Here is a 17,109-nt window from a genome sequence, read left to right as displayed (position 1 = left end):
GGCTCCGGTGCGAGCGGAATGCTTACGCCCGACTTGTCGGGTACCCCACTCCTGTCATGCCCGGACGGTGTTCCAGGCCTCACTGCGGGTGAAGTAGGTGTCGTAGAGCTCCTGGACCTCCAGCAAGGACTCCGGCGGCACCTTCCCGTAGGCGATCCGTTCCAGGTGGCGGAAGTACTCGAACCGTTCGATGCCGGGCGTGATGACGATGAGGATGTCGGCGTTCTCACCGGGCGCGGCGGCGAACGCGTGATCGAGGCCGGGCGGCACGATGACGAGATCGCCGCGTTCCGCGATCACCACCTGGTCGCCCGACAGGAGCTGGGCGGTGCCGTCGAGCAGGTAGAACAGCTCGGCGGACCGGGAGTGGTGATGGGGCGCGGCCCCGTTCGCGCCGTCCAGCAGGCTCACCCGCTGGGTCGACAGGGCGCCGCCGGTGGCAGTGCTGTCGGCGAGGAGCCGGATGGTGGTCGGGGCGGCGCCGATCGTCTCGGCCTCGGCCGAGCGCACGATCACCGATTCGTCGAAGGAAGGCACGATCAGGGACATGTCGTCTTCTCCTGGAGGGTGGGCGATGAGGGACGGGAGGCGGGTGGGCGGGCGGTCAGGCCCGGGCCGGTTCGGCGGCGGTGCGAACGGCCGGGGCCGGACGCTCGCGCAGCAGCAGGCCGGCGGTCAGGGCGACGGCGAACGCGGTGGCGCCGTGCACCCCGTAGGCGTGCCCCGCGGGCCCGCCGTTGCCGAGGACGATCACCATGTCGCCAGCGGGGACGAAGGTGATCGCCGCCATCGCCCAGCCGAGCGCCCGGCGCTGCCCGGTGAACAGGAGCGCGAAGACGACCAGGCCGGTCGCGATGTCGCGTACGCCCTTGACGGCGAGGAAGCCGGCGCCGTCGTGCTGCGGCCAGGTCGGCAGCCCGAAGTCGGCGGCGGTGGCCTGTGGAGCGATCAGGTAGCTGAGGCCGATGTACACGATGAACGCGGCGCCGGTGGCGGCCAGGGCGGTGGTGAGGTGCTTGAGGGACACGTGAGTCTCCTGACAGTGGGTGCGTGGGTCGGCGGCAGGGAAGGGGATCAGCGCGGGGCGGCGGTACGGCGGACGGCGCGCACCCGGCGGGCATAGGCGGGGCGCCCCACGGTGCGCCACAGCAGGCGTCCGGCGAGGGGAAGCGAGGCGAGCATCGACGCGCGCTCGGCCCGGTCGGCCTCCTCCAGGACCATCCCGAGGAAGAACAGCAGCTTGGGCTTGGGCGTGGCGGCCAGGAAGTGCTCGCCCAGCCGGTCCCACTCGTGCGCGGAGAGATGGCGGGCGGCGAGCGGCAGGAGCGATTCCTCCTCGTCGTCCAGGTGCTCCAGCAGCACGGTCCGGTGCTCGGCGAGGAGCGAGACGAGCACGTCGCGTTCCGCCTCCCCGGCCCACCCCTCCCAGGCGGGCAGGGCCTCTCCGACGGCCTCGAGGCTCGCCGCGACCCGGTCGTGCTGGGCCTCCATCCGCAGGACGAGATCCGCTTCGAGGTCGACCCGGGCCATCAGCGGCGGCCACAGGTACGCGTCTTCGCCGTGGTGGTGGCCCGTCAGGCCGAGCCGGTAGTCACGGAAGTGGTCCCCGAGGGTCCGGGCCCGCGCCGTGTCGCCGGGGGCGACCGCGGCGATCAGCTCGACCAGCAGACGAGCCTCGCGGCGCAGGCCGCGGTGGATGACCACCATCTCGTGGGTGTTCGGCCGCGCCGTGCTCCGGTGGGACCGCGGTCCTTGCGCCGTACGTGGCTGCGTCGTCTTCATGGAAAGAGACTCGACGCCGGCACATGGAGGCTTTTTGGAGGCCACTTGGAGGCCACTTGGAAGGATCTCCGACGTCTTGAGGCCTTGTACGGGCCGGAGTTGGCCGAATCCGCGTAGGTTGGTGCGGTCATGGTCCACATACGCGTACTCGGCTCCTTCGCGGCCGAGCGGGACGGCGAGGCGATCCCGCTCGGCGGCCACCGTCAGCGTTCCGTGCTGGCCCTGCTCGTGGCGGCGCGCGGCCGGGTCGTGTCCGTCGACCGCATGATCGAGGAACTCTGGCAGGGGGCGCCGCCCGCCCGGGCCGTGGCCTCGCTCCAGGCCTACGTCTCCAACCTGCGCCGCCTCCTCGAACCGGGCCGGGCCCCGCGCACCCCCGCCCGGCTGCTGGTGAGCGCGCCGCCCGGGTACGCGCTGCGGCTGCCCGAGGACGCCGTCGATGCCTGGCGCTTCGAGCGGCTGCTCGGCCGGGCCCGTGAGGCCCTGCCCGCCGAGCCGGACACCGCGGCAGCCCTGCTCCGCGAGGCACTGGAGCTGTGGCAGGGGCCGGCTTATGCGGAGACGGCCGACGAGCCGTGGGCCCACGCGGAGCTCCTGCGGCTCGGCGAGCTTCGGCTGGCCGCCCGCGAACTCGGCATCGCTGCCGGGCTGCGGGGCGGCGCCGACCTGGCGGCCGCGGTCACCGAGGCCGCGCTGCTGACCCGTGAGGAGCCGCTGCGCGAGGAGGCCTGGCGGCTGCACGCCCTCGCGCTGTGGGCGGCGGGGCGGCAGGCCGACGCGCTCGCGGCGCTGCGCCGGGCCAGGACGGTACTGGCCGACGAGGTGGGACTGGATCCCGGCGCCGCCCTGATCGAGCTGGAGAAGGCGGTCCTCGCGCAGGACGGCCGTGTGCTGCGCGAGGCCACGCGGCCCGTAGAGCCCGTGGCGCCCGCGCCGCCCGTGTCGCGTGCGGCGCAGCCGGCGCCGGCGCCGGCGGAACAGGCGTTGCTGCCCGCGGCGCCCCCGGCCGGTCGGGCCGAGCCGTTCGTCGGGCGCGAGGAGGAACTGGCGCGGCTGACGGCGCAGGCGCACCGGGCCCGCGCGGCCGGCCCCGGTGTCGCGATGGTCAGCGGCGAGGCCGGGCTGGGCAAGTCGGCCCTGCTGCGCGCCCTCGGCGACCGGCTCCGCGCCGAGGGCTGGCTCGTCGCCTTCGGGCGCACCACCGACGCCGAGGGCGCGCCACCGGCCTGGGCCTGGGTCGAAGCCCTGCGCGCCGTCGCCGAGGCGGCCCCGCCCGAGCCCGCGGTGGCCGCCGCGCTGGCGCCCCTCCTGGCCGAGGACGCGCCCGCCGCCGTCCACACCGCCGGCCGCGAGGATGTCGCCGCCGGACGGTTCCGGTTGCACCGCGCCGTCGGCCGGTGGCTGGCGCGAGCCGCGCGCGGACGGCCCGTCGCGGTCCTTCTGGACGACCTGCACTGGGCCGACACGCAGACGCTGGCACTGCTTTCGGGGGCGGCCGACGTCCCCGCGGGTACCGCCCTGCTCCTCGTGGGCGCGTACCGGCCGGAGGACACGGAGGGCCGGCTCGACGACACCTTGGCCGGTCTGGCCCGGCGTACACCGGACCGGATCGCGCTGCGCGGCCTCGGCGAGGAGGCCGTGGCCGAGGTGGTCCGTGCGGTAGGGGGTCCGGGGGTCGACGCGGACGTGGTGGCCGCGCTGGCCGAACGTACGGGAGGGAACCCCTTCTACGTCCGGGAGAGCGCCAGGCTGTTGGGGAGCGAGGGCTCGCTCGTGGCGCTGTCCGAGGTTCCCGAGGGCGTCCGGGACGTGCTGCGTCGGCGGCTCGGACGCCTCCCCGAGCCGGTGGTGTCCGTACTGCGCCTGGCCGCGGTCGCCGGACGGGAATCCGACGTCGAGGTCCTGGTCGGGGCGGCGGACACCGGAGAGGACGGCGTCCTGGGCGCGCTGGAGGCCGGTCTGCTCGCCGGGCTGCTGGTCGAACCCGAGCCGGGGCGGGTCCGCTTCGCCCACGCGCTGGTGCGCGACACCCTGCTGGCGGACCTCAGCCTGCTGCGGTCCTCGCGGATGCACGGCCGGATCGCGGTCTGCCTGGAGCGGCTCGCCCCGGACGACATCTCCGCGCTGGCCCACCACCACGTACGCGCGGCCTCCTCGGCGACGGCGGCGAAGGCCGTCGCGTACTGCCTGCGGGCCGCCCGGCTGGCCGAGAGCCGCTTCGCCCACGACGTGGCCGCCGCGCTGCTCGTCGACGCGGTGGAGTGCTTCGAGCGGGTGCCCGCGGAGGCCGGTGGTGACCGGGACGCCGAGCGGGCCGAGCTGCTGGGCCGGCTGGTACGGGCCCAGGTGCGGGCGGGGGCGGTCATGGACGCGCGGACGACCCGGCGGACGGCGATCGACCGCGCGGTCGGCGCGGGCCGGGACGACCTGCTGATCGCGGCGTTCACGGCATGGACCGAGCCGACGCCGTGGCAGACACGGCCCTACGGCGTGGTCGACGGGCCGGTGGTGGAACTGCTGGAGCGGCTGCTGGCGCGGCCCGGTCATGAACCGGCCGTACGGTGTCTGCTGTTGGGCGCGTACGCCGCAGAGCTGTCCGACGCCAAGGTGGCGGCCGTACGGGCGGCGGCGCGCGAGGCGCTCGCCCTCGCGGAGCGCACCGGGGACCCCGTGCTGCGGGCGGGGGCGCTCGCGTCGCTGGTCAAGGAACTCGACGCCGATCTGGAATGGCCCGAACGCGCCGCCCTGGGAGGCGAGCTCGAACGGATCGGCGCCGCGCACGAGCTGCCGGGCCACCAGTGGTACGGGATGTTCATCCGATCCACGGCTCTGGCCGCCGAGGGCGATGTGGCCGGTGCCCGTCGGCTCGTGGACCGGTGGACGCAGTTCGCGCGGACCTACCGGATGCCGGGACCGGCCGCGGTCGGTGAGACCGTCGAGGCGACCTGGGCCCATGTCGAGGGGCGGTTCGAGGAGGCGGAGCGGCTCTACCGGCAGGCGGCCGCACGGATGGCCCGGCAGGGATCCCCGCACGCGGAGGGGATCCTGGCGATCGCGATCGCGACGCTGTGGGCGAGCCAGGGCCGGCTCGCGCAGTCGCTGCCCCGACTGCGGCAGGTGTACGCGGCCTTCGGCCCGCCGGCCGGAGACCTGCTCGCGGTCGCGCTGGCCGCCGCGGGTCAGGAGCGGGAGGCCCGCGAGATCCTCGACCGGGCGGGTCCGCTGCGGACGGACTACTTCTTCAAGGTCTTCGCGACCTTCCGGGCGATGACCCTGGTCGCGCTCGGGGAACGGGCGGGCGCCGAGGAGTTGTACGCGGCGCTGCTGCCCTACCGCGAGGCCCCGCCGGTCTCCTCCGGATTCACCGTGGCGGTCAGGCCGGTCGCCCGCACCCTGGGTGAACTGGCCGTGCTGCTGGGCCGCGAGGGCGAGGCCGCCGGGCACTTCGCGCGCGCGGCGGCCGTCGCCGAGCGGTGGCACAGTCCGTGGGGGGCCTGGGGAGCCACCTGATGTCCGGCGCGGTCCGACGTCCGGGGCCTGAGCTCGGCCGGGTCGGACCCGATACGGCTAAGGCAGCGGCAGCGGCAGCGGCAGTGGCTGCGGTGGGCGGGGCCCGTGGTACTGCCCGCTCGGCCGCATCCGCAGCGGCCGCTCCTGGTACTCCTCCAGCGCGTGCGCCATCCAGCCCGCCGTACGGGCGATAGCGAAGACGGTCTCCCCGGCCTCCGCCGGCATCCCGCACGACACCGTCAGCACCGCCAGCGCCAGGTCCACATTGGCGTGCAGTCCGCCCTGCCGGGCCATCACCGCGGCCACCTCGCGCGCCGCACCCAGCGCCGCCCCGGCCTGCTCCAGTCCTGCCAGCCGGGCGAAGAGCGCCCGTGCCCGCGGGTCCTCGCCCTGGTACAGCCGGTGGCCGAGTCCGGGGACCCGGCGCCCCGCCCGCAGGTACTCCGCCACCACCGGCGCGGCCCCGCCCTGTTCCAGCACCTCCACCAGCATCCGGTGCGCGAGCCGTCCGGCCGCGCCGTGCAGCGGGCCCTCCAGGGCGCCGAGCCCGGCGGACACCGCAGCGTACGGATGGGCTCGCGCGGAGGCCGCCACCCGTACGGCCAGGGTCGAGGCGGCCAGGTCGTGGTCGACCAGCAGGGCCAGCGCCAGGTCCAGCACGGCCAGCGCGTCCGGGTCCGGCTCCCGTGCCGTCAGCCGCGACCACAACTGCCGGGCGATCCGGCCGTCCCCGGACCACCGGGCCGGACCCGCGGCGGGGAGCGCGCCGACCAGTGTGGGGATCAGGGCGCGCGCGGAGCCGAGTACCGCCTCCTCCGACAGGTCGAAGCGCAGCGGATCCGCCACCGCGGCGGCGGCGACCGCCACCCGCAACCGGTCGATGGGACCGCCGTGTTCAGGCAGCGCGGCCACAGCCCGCCGGGCCGCGTCGAGGGCCGCCGGGGGAGGGGTGAAGCGGGCCCCGGGCGTGAGGGTGCCCGTCCACAGCCACTCGGCGACCTCCTCGTAGCGGTACCGGGAGGCCAGCTCCACGGCGTCCACGCCGCGGAAGAAGTACCGGTCGGGCTCGATGAGGGTGAGCGCCGTACGGACGGAGAGTTCCCCGGTGGGGGCCGCCGCCTCGCGCCGGCTGCGCCGGGCCAGCGCCTCGACCTCGGCGGCGTCGAAACTGCTGCCCCGCCCGGCGGGATCGCGGCGGCTCGTGAGCTGGCCCCGACTGACGTACGCGTACACCGTCGCCGGTTTCACCCCGAGTGCGCGGGCCGCCTCCTGTGTGGTGAGCCTGCGCCCGCTGTCCGTCTGGTCGCTCATGACACACACCCTACAGATGCACAGTCATATTGATTCAATCAATATTGACAGCGATTGAATCCATCATGGATGGTCGATCCATGAACACCATCTCGGAAGTACCCCGCGGACTCGCGGGGGTCGTGGTCACCGAAACCGGTCTGGGCGATGTCCGAGGCCGGGAGGGCTTCTACCACTACCGCCAGTACTCGGCCGTCGAGCTCGCCGCCACCCGCACCTTCGAGGACGTGTGGCACCTGATGTTCCGCGGCGCGCTCCCGGCCGACGCCGCCGGGCGCGCCGCCTTCGCGGCCGAGGTCGCACCCCTGCGCCGACTGCCCGCGGAGGTCCGGGACGCCCTGCCCGCCCTGGCCCGGGCCACCCGGCTCTCCGGCCCCCTCGCCGGGCTGCGCACCGCGCTCTCGCTGCTCGGGGCCTGCGCCGGCTTCCGGCCGGTCTACGACCTCGACCCCGACCGCCGGGCCGCCGACGCGCTGGCCGCCTGCGCCGCCGTACCGACCCTGCTCACCGCCCTGCACCGGCTGGGGCAGGGCCTGGAACCGGTGGAGCCGCGCGACGACCTCCCGTACGCCGCCAACTACCTCTACATGCTGACCGGCAGGGAACCCGACCCGGTCCGGGCCCGCGCGGTCGAGCGGTACCTGATATCCACCGTGGACCACGGCTTCAACGCCTCGACCTTCACCGCCCGGGTGATCGCCTCCACCGGCGCCGATGTCGCGGCCTGCCTGACCGGGGCGATCGGCGCCCTCTCCGGCCCCTTGCACGGCGGCGCCCCCAGCCGGGCCCTGGACACCCTCGACGCCATCGGGACCGTGGACCGGATCGGGCCGTGGATCCGTGAGCGGGTCCTGGCCGGAGACCGGATCATGGGCTTCGGTCACCCCGTCTACCGCACCGAGGACCCCCGGTCCCACATGCTGCGCGAGATCGCCCTCCAGTTCGGCGGCCCCCTCGTGGACTTCGCGGTCGAGGTCGAGCGCCAGGTCGAGGAAATCCTCGCCGAGCTGAAGCCGGGCCGGGAACTGCACACCAACGTGGAGTTCTACGCGGGCGTGGTCATGGAGCTCTGCGGACTCCCGCGCGAGATGTTCACGCCCACCTTCTGCGCGGCCCGTGTGGTCGGCTGGAGCGCGAACATCCTCGAACAGGCCACCGATTCGAAGATCATCCGCCCGGCCGCCCGCTACACCGGTCCCACTCCTCCCCACCCCGTGCCGCCCCTGCGCTGACGGAGGCCGGCTACGATCGACCGGGTGAACAGCAGGCAACCCATTCCCGTCGTCGTCCTCGCCGGTTTCCTCGGATCCGGCAAGACCACCGTGCTGAACCACCTCCTCGCCGGTCGCGGGGGCACCCGCATCGGGGTGGTCGTCAACGACTTCGGATCGATCGAGGTCGACGCGATGTCGGTGGCCGGCCAGGTGGGGGACTCGATGGTCTCCCTCGGCGGCGGCTGCCTATGCTGCGCCGTCGACGGCAGCGAACTCGACGCCTACCTGGAGAAGCTCTCCGCCCCCGTCCACCGGATCGACGTGATCGTCATCGAGGCGAGCGGGCTGGCCGAGCCCCAGGAGATGATCCGGATGCTCATGGCCAGTGAGAACCCGGACATCCGGTACGGCGGCATGGTGGAGGTCGTGGACGCCGCCGAATTCGACGCGACCCGCGCCAAGCATCCGGAGACCGACCGCCACCTCGCCGTCGCGGACCTGGTGGTGCTCAACAAGACCGACCGGGTGGACGCGGGCGAACGAGCCCGGATCGAGCGGGAGCTCGCCGTGCTCTGCGCCCCGGGCACCCCGGTCGTGGGCGCCGACCACGGCCGGATCGACCCGGAACTGCTCTTCGACCGCAGGCCCTGGACCGAGACCCGGGGACAGCTCTCCTTCGAGGACCTGCTCGCCGAGGCCGACGGCCACGGCCACGACCACGGCCACGACCGCTGCGGACACGCGCACGCCGCGTACGAGAGCACCGAGTTCACCACCGAGCAGGCCCTGTCCCCGCGCCGGTTCATCGACTTCCTCGACCGCCGCCCGGCCGGGCTCTACCGGATCAAGGGCTTCGTCCACTTCGGCGTACCGGGGTACGAGGAGTGCTACGAGGTCCACGCGGTCGGGCGCTTCCTCCGCTTCGCCCCGAGGCCCTGGGGGCGGGGTGAAGCGCGCGTGAGCCGACTGGTCCTGATCGGCTCCGGCACCGACGGGCCCGGACTGCTGCGCGAGCTGGAGGCCTGCCGCGAACCGGCCCCGCACGAGGCGCTCCCCGAGAGCATGTGGTGCGTACTGCGGTACGTGGGCAGGCCCGGGTCCGGAGCCGAGTCCGAGCACGGCAGCGAGTCCGGGACCGAGCAGGGGACCGAGCCCTCGGACGAGGGCTGAGGGCGCCGCGAGCCCGGCCCGATCGGCAGGACGGTCCGGCCCAGCCCGGTCCGGCCCGGCTCTCAGGCGACCTCGACGCCGAACTCGCCCAGCAGGTCCTCCAGGCCGCCCCGGTAGCCCTTGCCGCCGATCACGAAGTCCCAGTCGCCGTTGGCGCGGTGCCGGAAGGAGCCGAGGACCAGGGCGGTCTCGCCGGCGCGCCCGTCGGAGACGTCCAGCCGGCCCAGTTCCTCGCCGCCGGCGGACAGCAGCCGGATGTGGGCGTCGGTGAACCCGGCGAGGTCGGCGTGCGGATCGACCTCCGGGTCGATCGCGGCCACCAGCACCAGCCGGTCGGCCTGCGACGGCAGGGCGTCGAAGGAGACCTCCAGCGCCGCCTTGTCGGGAGCCGCGTGTGCGCGGGCCCGCACCGAACCGTCCGGGGTGCGCGGGTTGTTGAAGAAGACGAAGTGCTCCTCGCTCAGCACCCGGTTGCCCGTGCAGACGAGCGCGCACACGTCGAGGGCCACGGAACCCGACCAGGACATGCCGAGCACGTTGTGGTCGGCCGCGGGCGCCGCTTCGGCCGCCCGCCGGGCCGGGGCGGGTGCGCCGTCGCCGAGCCGGCCGCGCAGTCCGTACTGGTGGAGCAGCTCGACCAGGTCCGCCCCGGGAACCAACTCCAGCGGCTTGCCGTTGGCGAAGGTGTACGACCCGGGCCCGAAGGACGCGGTGGTGACCAGCACCCCCTTGTTCGCCCCCTTGTCCTGGACCGTGCCGTACAGATCACGCACAGCCGTCGGCGGCACCGTGTTCCGGTAGCGCTTGACCTGCACCACGATCCGCCCGCCCCGGATCGGCGCCGGGTCCACCGCCTCCACATCGACCCCGCCGTCACCCGACCGTTGCGTGGTCACCGCCTCCATGCCCATCGCCCGGAACAGCTCGGCGACCAGGTTCTCGAAGGCGATCGGATCCATCGCGAACAGATCCGGCTCGTCCTCGTCCGTCTCGCCCGGGTGCCCGCCATGGCTGACGACCTCTCCGCCGACCTCGTCGGGCCGACGCCCGGGGCGTACCGCCGTCAGCTGGTCGGGCCGTGTCGACAGCAGCCCGCCCAGCCCCGAGACCAGGCAGTCCACCGCGCTGACCTGCTCCAGCCGCAGTCCGGCGAAGGCGCTGCGCGCCGCCGGTACCGTGGCGAGCACGAACCGCGCCTCCTGACCGGTCGCCGGATCGTGGCAGTCCACGAAGCCGTTGACCTCGACCGAGTCCAATACGTCGAACTCGTCCGCCGCGTACAGCTCGCGCACCACCAGCAGCAGGCACTGGGCCAGCAGGTCCCGGTACAGGGCCCGCCGTTCCGTGACCGGGCGGGGCTTGATCTTGTCCTGGTCCGTGCTCGGCAGGTACTGCACCGCCCGGGCCTCCGGCACCACCGCGTACCCGGGCAGCTCCCAGTCGAGCACCAGCCGGCGCGCGGCCGGGTCGTACGCCGCCGTCACCTGCCTGGGCAGCGCCTCGGGCCAGGCCGTCGAGGCGTACAGGGCCGCCGAGAAGTACTCCACGGCCGCCTCCGCGTCACCCGCGCGCAGCGCGTCGGCCAGCTCCGTGAGCCCGCTGTCGTGCGCCAGCGCCCCGGCCGTCTGCTCCGCCGCCCACCGGTCGTACTGCCGGCGGTACGCGGCCAGTTGCTGCCGGCGCTGAGCCTCCGCGGCGTTCGCCGCCTGCCAGGCCTGGGTGTAGCGGGCGTGCGCCTCGCGCTCCGCCTGCGCCCGATGGTTCGAGCCGAGCGTCCAGCCGCTGCTCTGCCGCTGGAAGTCCTCGATGCGGGGCATCGGCACCGGGTGCGCCAGGGCCCCCGGGTCGAAGGGCTGCAGAGCGTCGGGCCGGGCCAGGGCGGATATCCGGAACGCCGGTGCCCGGCAGCCCGCGGCCAACAGGCCCTTGAGGGCTTCGACCTCGGCGTCGAACTGCGCGGTCCGCCGCAGGGCCTCGGCCTCGCGGTACTGCCGGTGGCTCCGGTTCGCGTCCCGTTCGTGGGCCCGCTGCCGACGCTCGGCCTCCCGCTGCTGGACCAGCTGCGTCTGTTGCTGTCGGCGCTGTGCCTCCGCCCAGTTCCCGATCAGTCCGCTGCCCGCTCGACGGCTCATCAGCTGCGTTCTCCCCCCACCGCGTCCACGGGGAAAACACTAGTCGGCATTCGGGTGGTACGTCCCCCCGGTCGTACCACCCGAACGCCCTCCCGCGCCCTACAGCGCGGCCCCCGCCAGCGCCGCCACCGTCGACGGCAGCGCGGCCCCGGAGCCGTCCCGGCGCGGGTCCACGGCCGGCAGTTGGGCCGGCGTACCGTTCGCCGCCGCCGCGCGGACGGGGGAACCACCCGCCCAGGCCAGGACCAGTACGTCCTCGCCCTTCAGGAACCGCTGGCAGCGCACGCCACCCGTGGCCCGGCCCTTGCGCGGGTACTGGTCGAAGGGGGTCAGCTTCCCGGAGGTCACCGAGTCGTCCAGGGTGCCGTGCGAGCCCGCCACCGTGAAGACCACGGCGTCCCGCGCCGGGTCCACGGCCGAGAAGTGGATCACCTTGGCGTTGTCGGCGAGCTTGATGCCCGCCATACCGCCCGCCGGGCGGCCCTGCGGGCGGACCTGGCCCGCCGGGTAGCGCAGCAGCTGGGCGTCGTCGGTGATGAAGACCAGGTCCTCCTCACCCGTGCGCAGCTCGACCGCGCCGACGATCCGGTCGCCCTCCTTGAGGGTGATGACCTCCAGCTCGTCCTTGTTCGCCGGGTAGTCCGGCACGACGCGCTTGACCACGCCCTGCTCGGTGCCCAGCGCGAGGCCCTGCGAGGACTCGTCCAGCGAGGTCAGGCAGACCACCTTCTCGTCCGCCTCCAGCCCGGAGAGGAACTCCGAGACCGGGGCGCCGCCCGCCAGGTTCGGCGCGGCGTGCGTGTCCGGCAGCTGCGGCAGGTCGATCACCGACAGCCTCAGCAGCCGCCCGTACGAGGTGACCGCGCCGACATCGGCCCGGGCCGTCGCCGCGACCTGCGAGACGATCAGGTCGTGCTTGGCGCGGGCGCCGCCCTCCTCCTCCGGCAGCGCTTCGCCGTTCGCCGTACGGGCCAGCAGGCCCGTCGAGGACAGCAGCACCCGGCACGGGTCGTCCGCGACCTCCAGCGGAACGGCCGCCACCGCGATGCCCGCTGACTCCAGCAGCACCGTACGGCGCTCGGTGCCGAACTTCTTCGCGACGGCCGCCAGTTCCGCGGAGACCAGCTTGCGCAGCTCGTTGTCCGACTCCAGGATCCCGGTCAGCTCGTCGATCTCGCCGGTCAGCCGGTCGCGCTCGGACTCCAGCTCGATCCGGTCGAAGCGGGTGAGCCGGCGCAGCGGGGTGTCCAGGATGTACTGGGTCTGGATCTCGCTCAGCGAGAACCGCTCCATCAGCCGGGACTTGGCCTGTGCCGAGTTGTCGCTGTCCCGGATGAGCCGGATGACCTCGTCGATGTCGAGGAGCGCCACCAGCAGGCCCTCGACCAGGTGCAGCCGGTCGCGGCGCTTGGTGCGGCGGAACTCGCTGCGCCGCCGGACGACCTCGAAGCGGTGGTCGAGATAGACCTCCAGCAGCTCCTTGAGGCCCAGCGTCAGGGGCTGCCCGTCCACCAGCGCCACGTTGTTGATGCCGAAGGACTCCTCCATCGGCGTCAGCTTGTAGAGCTGCTCCAGCACGGCCTCGGGGTGGAAGCCGTTCTTGATCTCGATGACCAGGCGCAGGCCGTGCGAGCGGTCGGTGAGGTCCTTGACGTCGGCGATGCCCTGGAGCTTCTTCGAGCCGACCAGGTCCTTGATCTTCGCGATGACCTTTTCGGGGCCGACCGTGAAGGGCAGTTCGGTGACGACCAGGCCCTTGCGGCGCGCCGTCACGTCCTCCACGGCCACCGTCGCGCGGATCTTGAAGGTGCCGCGGCCGTTCTCGTAGGCGTCCTTGATGCCCGAGAGCCCGACGATCCGGCCGCCGGTGGGCAGGTCGGGGCCCGGCACGAAGCGCATCAGCGCCTCCAGGTCCGCCTGCGGGTACCGGATCAGGTGGCGGGCGGCCGCGATGACCTCGCCGAGGTTGTGCGGGGGCATGTTGGTGGCCATGCCGACGGCAATGCCGGACGCGCCGTTGACCAGCAGGTTCGGGTACGCGGCGGGCAGGGCGACCGGTTCGCGCTCCTGGCCGTCGTAGTTGGCGGTGAAGTCGACGGTGTCCTCGTCGATCGACTCCGTCATCAGCGACGTGGCGTCGGCCATCTTGCACTCGGTGTAACGCATCGCGGCCGGCGGGTCGTCGTTGCCGAGCGAGCCGAAGTTGCCGTGGCCGTCGACCAGCGGCACCCGCATGGAGAAGGGCTGGGCCATGCGCACGAGGGCGTCGTAGATCGACGCGTCACCGTGCGGATGGAGCTTGCCCATGACCTCGCCCACGACACGGGCGCACTTCACGTAGCCGCGGTCGGGCCGCAGGCCCATCTCGTTCATCTGGTACACGATGCGCCGGTGCACCGGCTTCAGGCCGTCCCGGGCGTCGGGCAGGGCGCGGGAGTAGATCACCGAGTACGCGTACTCGAGGAAGGAGCCCTGCATTTCGTCGACGACGTCGATGTCGAGGATCTTCTCCTCGAAATCCTCCGGCGGCGGGGTCTTCGTGCTGCGGCGGGCCATCGCTGCGCGGCTCCTTAAACCAAAATGGGGTGTGCTGGCTGGCGGGTGGGGTGTCTGGTCGGTCGGGTCCGGCTGGTCTCACCGGGCCCTGGCTGGGTCCGGCACTCTTGTGGTGTCCGGCGAGGGTACGACGCGGACCATTGTGGCCCGACGCACCGACAACGCCGACTCCGACCCCGGGGGTCCCCCGGACGGAGTGCGGGGGAGTGACCCGGGAACTTATCCGGCGGTCGGCGCGCTTGCATACAGTGGCAGGTCGATAAGAAATCTCTGCATCGCGATCGAAGGGACCACATGCCCATGGGTCACACGGCCACAGCCCAGGCCGGCTCCGGCGGCCTGACAGCGACCGAGCACCGGCTGGCCAACGGCTTGCGCGTGGTGCTCTCCGAGGACCACCTGACCCCGGTCGCCGCGGTCTGCCTCTGGTACGACGTCGGCTCGCGCCACGAAGTCAAGGGACGCACCGGCCTGGCTCACCTCTTCGAGCACCTGATGTTCCAGGGGTCGGCGAGCGTACCCGGCAACGGGCACTTCGAACTGGTCCAGGGCGCCGGCGGTTCCCTCAACGGCACCACCAGCTTCGAGCGCACCAACTACTTCGAGACGATGCCGACCCACCAGCTGGAGCTCGCGCTCTGGCTGGAAGCGGACCGGATGGGGTCCCTGCTGGCCGCCCTGGACGACGAGTCCATGGAGAACCAGCGCGACGTCGTCAAGAACGAGCGCCGCCAGCGGTACGACAACGTCCCGTACGGCACGGCCTTCGAGCGGCTCACCGCCCTGGCCTACCCCGAGGGTCACCCGTACCACCACACCCCGATCGGCTCCATGGCCGACCTGGACGCCGCCTCCCTGGAGGACGCGCGCACCTTCTTCCGCACGTACTACGCGCCCAACAACGCGGTGCTCTCCGTCGTCGGGGACATCGACCCCGAGCAGACGCTCGCCTGGGTCGAGAAGTACTTCGGCACCATCCCCGCGCACGACGGCAAGCAGCCGCCCCGCGACGGCTCGCTGCCCGACGTCATCGGGGAGCAGCTGCGCGAGGAGATCGTCGAGGAGGTCCCGGCGCGTGCGCTGATGGCCGCCTACCGGCTGCCGCACGACGGCACCCGTGAGTGCGACGCCGCCGACGTGGCGCTGACCATCCTGGGCGGCGGCGAGTCCTCGCTGCTGCACAACAGGCTGGTACGCCGCGACCAGAGCGCCGTCGCGGCCGGCTTCGGCATGCTGCGCCTGGCCGGGGCGCCCTCCCTGGGCTGGCTGGACGTCAAGACCTCCAGCGGGGTCGAGATCCCCGCCATCGAGGCGGCCGTGGACGAGGAGCTCGCGCGGTTCGCCGCCGAGGGTCCGACGGCCGAGGAGATGGAGCGCGCCCAGGCGCAGCTGGAGCGCGAGTGGCTGGACCGGCTGAGCACGGTCGCCGGCCGCGCCGACGAACTGTGCCGCTTCGCGGTGCTGTTCGGCGACCCGCAGCTGGCGCTGACCGCCGTCCAGCGCGTCCTGGACATCACCGCCGAGGAGGTGCAGGCCGTGGCCGCGGCCCGCCTGCGCCCGGACAACCGCGCGGTGCTCGTCTACGAGCCGCTCGCGGCCGACGAGTCCGACCAGCACGACGAGTCCGAGGGCTCCGACGAGAACGAGGGGGCGGAGCAGTGAGCGACACGGCAGCCGTCACGATGACCTTCCATCCGCGGCCGCAGGCCGGCGAGCCGCAGCCGTGGGCCTTCCCGGCCCCCGAGCGCGGGCAGCTGTCCAACGGGCTGACCCTGCTGCGCTGCCACCGGCCGGGCCAGCAGGTCGTCGCGGTCGAGGTCAACCTCGCCGCCCCGCTGGACGCCGAGCCCGAGGGCCTGGACGGCGTGGCGACCATCATGGCGCGGGCGTTCTCCGAGGGCACCGACAAGCACTCCGCCGAGGAGTTCGCGGCCGAGCTGGAGCGCTGCGGCGCCACCCTGGACGCGCACGCCGACCACCCGGGCCTGCGGGTCTCGCTGGAGGTCCCGGCCTCCCGGCTGCCCAAGGCGCTCGGCCTGCTCGCCGAGGCGCTGCGCGCCCCGGCCTTCGCCGACGCCGAGGTCGACCGGCTGGTGCGCAACCGGCTCGACGAGATCCCGCACGAGCTCGCCAACCCGCAGCGCCGCGCCGCCAAGCAGCTCTCCAAGGAGCTCTTCCCGGCCACCCTGCGGATGTCCCGGCCGCGCCAGGGCTCCGAGGAGACCGTCGCCCGGATCGACTCCGGCGCCGTACGCGCCTTCTACGAGGCCCACGTACGCCCCGCCACCGCCACCGCGGTGGTCGTCGGCGACCTGACCGGCATCGACCTGGACGCCGTGCTCGCGGACACCCTGGGCACCTGGACGGGCAACACCGCCGCCGCCCGCCCGGTGCCGCCGGTGACCGCCGACGACACCGGCCGCGTGGTCATCGTGGACCGGCCCGGCGCGGTCCAGACGCAGCTGCTGATCGGCCGGATCGGGGCGGACCGCCACGACCGGGTGTGGGCGGCCCAGGTGCTGGGCACGTACTGCCTGGGCGGCACCCTCACCTCGCGCCTGGACAAGGTGCTGCGCGAGGAGAAGGGGTACACCTACGGCGTGCGCGCCTTCGGCCAGGTGCTGCGCTCCACCGCGGACGGCAAGGGCGCCTCGATGCTCGCCATCAGCGGCTCGGTGGACACCCCGAACACCGGCCCGGCGCTGGAGGACCTCTGGAAGGTGCTGCGCACCCTCGCCGAAGGCGGTCTGACCGACGCCGAACGCGATGTCGCCGTGCAGAACCTGGTGGGCGTGGCCCCGTTGAAGTTCGAGACGGCCGCCTCGGTCGCGGGCACCCTCGCCGACCAGGTCGAGCAGGAGCTGCCGGACGACTACCAGGCGCAGTTGTACGCCCAGCTCGCCGCGACGGGCACCGTGGAGGCCACCACGGCGGTCGTTCAGGCCTTCCCCGCGGACCGACTGGTCACCGTCCTGGTGGGCGACGCGGCGGTCATCGAGGAGCCCGTGCGGGCCCTGGGGATCGGCGAGGTCACGGTCGTCTCCAACTGACGGTCGGACGAAGGTCCCTTGAGGGCCGGCCGAAGAATTCGGCAAGGGGTTCTGGTGACTTGGTCACCAGAACCCCTTTTGTCCGTTTAGTGGTGAGGTTGCTTGTATGCGGTGTGGCGTACGCAACAAAATGCCGCGTCTGTTTGGCGATTGACTGATGATCCGCCTAGCGTCGGCCGTGCTGTTCGTCAGTTGTGCCCGCCGCACCCGCGGCACCGGACAGCGATCGCCGAGTCCCCGTCAGGCGCGAGCCTGGGGAGCCGGGGACCCACATGAGTCCCTGGGGTGAATCGGACCCCCTCGCAAGAGGAGGCCCGTAGGAGACCTTCCTGCTCCGAACCCGTCAGCTAACCCGGTAGGCGAGAAGGAAGGAAAGGATCAAAC

At 73.3% G+C, this 17,109-nt stretch carries 11 protein-coding genes and 1 riboswitch; of the genes, 5 read left to right on the top strand and 6 right to left on the bottom strand.

All coding sequences use genetic code 11. The features are described 5' to 3' along the window. Positions 1-54: 54 nt before the first annotated feature. Genes BCL76_RS04510 through BCL76_RS04500 form a run of 3 tightly spaced genes read right to left on the bottom strand, consistent with a single transcriptional unit; the run spans position 55 to position 1,782 of the window. Positions 55-549 carry a cupin domain-containing protein gene (locus tag BCL76_RS04510; protein ID WP_109778177.1) on the bottom strand — a complete coding sequence of 165 codons (495 nt, stop codon included), beginning with the start codon at positions 547-549 and terminating at the stop codon, positions 55-57. A 55-nt stretch (positions 550-604) separates the two neighbouring features. Further along, complete coding sequence (locus BCL76_RS04505) at positions 605-1,027, bottom strand: DUF4267 domain-containing protein (protein WP_109778176.1); 423 nt, start codon at positions 1,025-1,027, stop codon at positions 605-607. Between the two features lie 47 nt (positions 1,028-1,074). After that, positions 1,075-1,782: a hemerythrin domain-containing protein gene (locus BCL76_RS04500; RefSeq protein WP_109778175.1), complete on the bottom strand. Its 708-nt coding sequence runs from the start codon at positions 1,780-1,782 to the stop codon at positions 1,075-1,077. A 129-nt stretch (positions 1,783-1,911) separates the two neighbouring features. Between BCL76_RS04500 and BCL76_RS04495 the strand changes: the two genes are divergently transcribed. Next, complete coding sequence (locus BCL76_RS04495) at positions 1,912-5,292, top strand: BTAD domain-containing putative transcriptional regulator (RefSeq protein ID WP_109778174.1); 3,381 nt, start codon at positions 1,912-1,914, stop codon at positions 5,290-5,292. A gap of 57 nt (positions 5,293-5,349) precedes the next feature. Here BCL76_RS04495 and BCL76_RS04490 read toward each other — a convergent pair whose 3' ends face one another. Next, positions 5,350-6,603, bottom strand: a complete 1,254-nt coding sequence (locus tag BCL76_RS04490) for a citrate synthase (protein ID WP_109778173.1) — start codon at positions 6,601-6,603, stop codon at positions 5,350-5,352. A 65-nt stretch (positions 6,604-6,668) separates the two neighbouring features. On the opposite strand from BCL76_RS04490, the gene BCL76_RS04485 reads away from it, so the two are divergent. Next, entirely contained in the window at positions 6,669-7,835 is a 1,167-nt protein-coding gene (locus BCL76_RS04485) for a citrate synthase (RefSeq protein ID WP_109778172.1), read from the top strand. A gap of 24 nt (positions 7,836-7,859) precedes the next feature. Continuing rightward, positions 7,860-8,987, top strand: coding sequence for a CobW family GTP-binding protein (locus BCL76_RS04480; protein WP_109778171.1), 1,128 nt, complete (start codon positions 7,860-7,862; stop codon positions 8,985-8,987). Positions 8,988-9,049: 62 nt separating this feature from the next. Here the strand turns inward: BCL76_RS04480 and BCL76_RS04475 are convergent, their stop codons facing one another. Beyond that, entirely contained in the window at positions 9,050-11,119 is a 2,070-nt protein-coding gene (locus BCL76_RS04475; RefSeq protein WP_181382425.1) for a restriction endonuclease, read from the bottom strand. Positions 11,120-11,218: 99 nt separating this feature from the next. Beyond that, positions 11,219-13,675, bottom strand: a complete 2,457-nt coding sequence (locus BCL76_RS04470; RefSeq protein ID WP_109778170.1) for a DNA gyrase/topoisomerase IV subunit A — start codon at positions 13,673-13,675, stop codon at positions 11,219-11,221. A 300-nt stretch (positions 13,676-13,975) separates the two neighbouring features. Here BCL76_RS04470 and BCL76_RS04465 point away from each other — a divergent pair, with 300 nt between their 5' ends. Next, positions 13,976-15,337, top strand: coding sequence for a M16 family metallopeptidase (locus BCL76_RS04465; protein WP_109778169.1), 1,362 nt, complete (start codon positions 13,976-13,978; stop codon positions 15,335-15,337). Positions 15,338-15,357: 20 nt separating this feature from the next. Continuing rightward, positions 15,358-16,725: a M16 family metallopeptidase gene (locus BCL76_RS04460; RefSeq protein WP_109778345.1), complete on the top strand. Its 1,368-nt coding sequence runs from the start codon at positions 15,358-15,360 to the stop codon at positions 16,723-16,725. Positions 16,726-16,942: 217 nt separating this feature from the next. Further along, positions 16,943-17,101: riboswitch (cyclic di-AMP (ydaO/yuaA leader) on the top strand. Positions 17,102-17,109: the final 8 nt, after the last annotated feature.

It is taken from the genome of Streptomyces sp. CG 926 (assembly GCF_003148825.1).
Taxonomy (GTDB): domain Bacteria; phylum Actinomycetota; class Actinomycetes; order Streptomycetales; family Streptomycetaceae; genus Streptomyces.
The sequence above is the reverse complement of the archived record's forward strand: the minus strand, read 5'-3'. Positions and strand labels throughout refer to the sequence as shown.

Bases quoted from the DNA above. Each gene is read 5' to 3' on its own strand.
- BCL76_RS04510 (WP_109778177.1), bottom strand. From the start codon at position 549: ATGTCCCTGATCGTGCCTTCCTTCGACGAATCGGTGATCGTGCGCTCG.
- BCL76_RS04500 (WP_109778175.1), bottom strand. From the start codon at position 1,782: ATGAAGACGACGCAGCCACGTACGGCGCAAGGACCGCGGTCCCACCGG.
- BCL76_RS04490 (WP_109778173.1), bottom strand. From the start codon at position 6,603: ATGAGCGACCAGACGGACAGCGGGCGCAGGCTCACCACACAGGAGGCG.
- BCL76_RS04485 (WP_109778172.1), top strand. From the start codon at position 6,669: ATGGATGGTCGATCCATGAACACCATCTCGGAAGTACCCCGCGGACTC.
- BCL76_RS04475 (WP_181382425.1), bottom strand. From the start codon at position 11,119: ATGAGCCGTCGAGCGGGCAGCGGACTGATCGGGAACTGGGCGGAGGCA.
- BCL76_RS04495 (WP_109778174.1), top strand. From the start codon at position 1,912: ATGGTCCACATACGCGTACTCGGCTCCTTCGCGGCCGAGCGGGACGGC.
- BCL76_RS04460 (WP_109778345.1), top strand. From the start codon at position 15,358: ATGACCTTCCATCCGCGGCCGCAGGCCGGCGAGCCGCAGCCGTGGGCC.
- BCL76_RS04470 (WP_109778170.1), bottom strand. From the start codon at position 13,675: ATGGCCCGCCGCAGCACGAAGACCCCGCCGCCGGAGGATTTCGAGGAG.
- BCL76_RS04465 (WP_109778169.1), top strand. From the start codon at position 13,976: ATGGGTCACACGGCCACAGCCCAGGCCGGCTCCGGCGGCCTGACAGCG.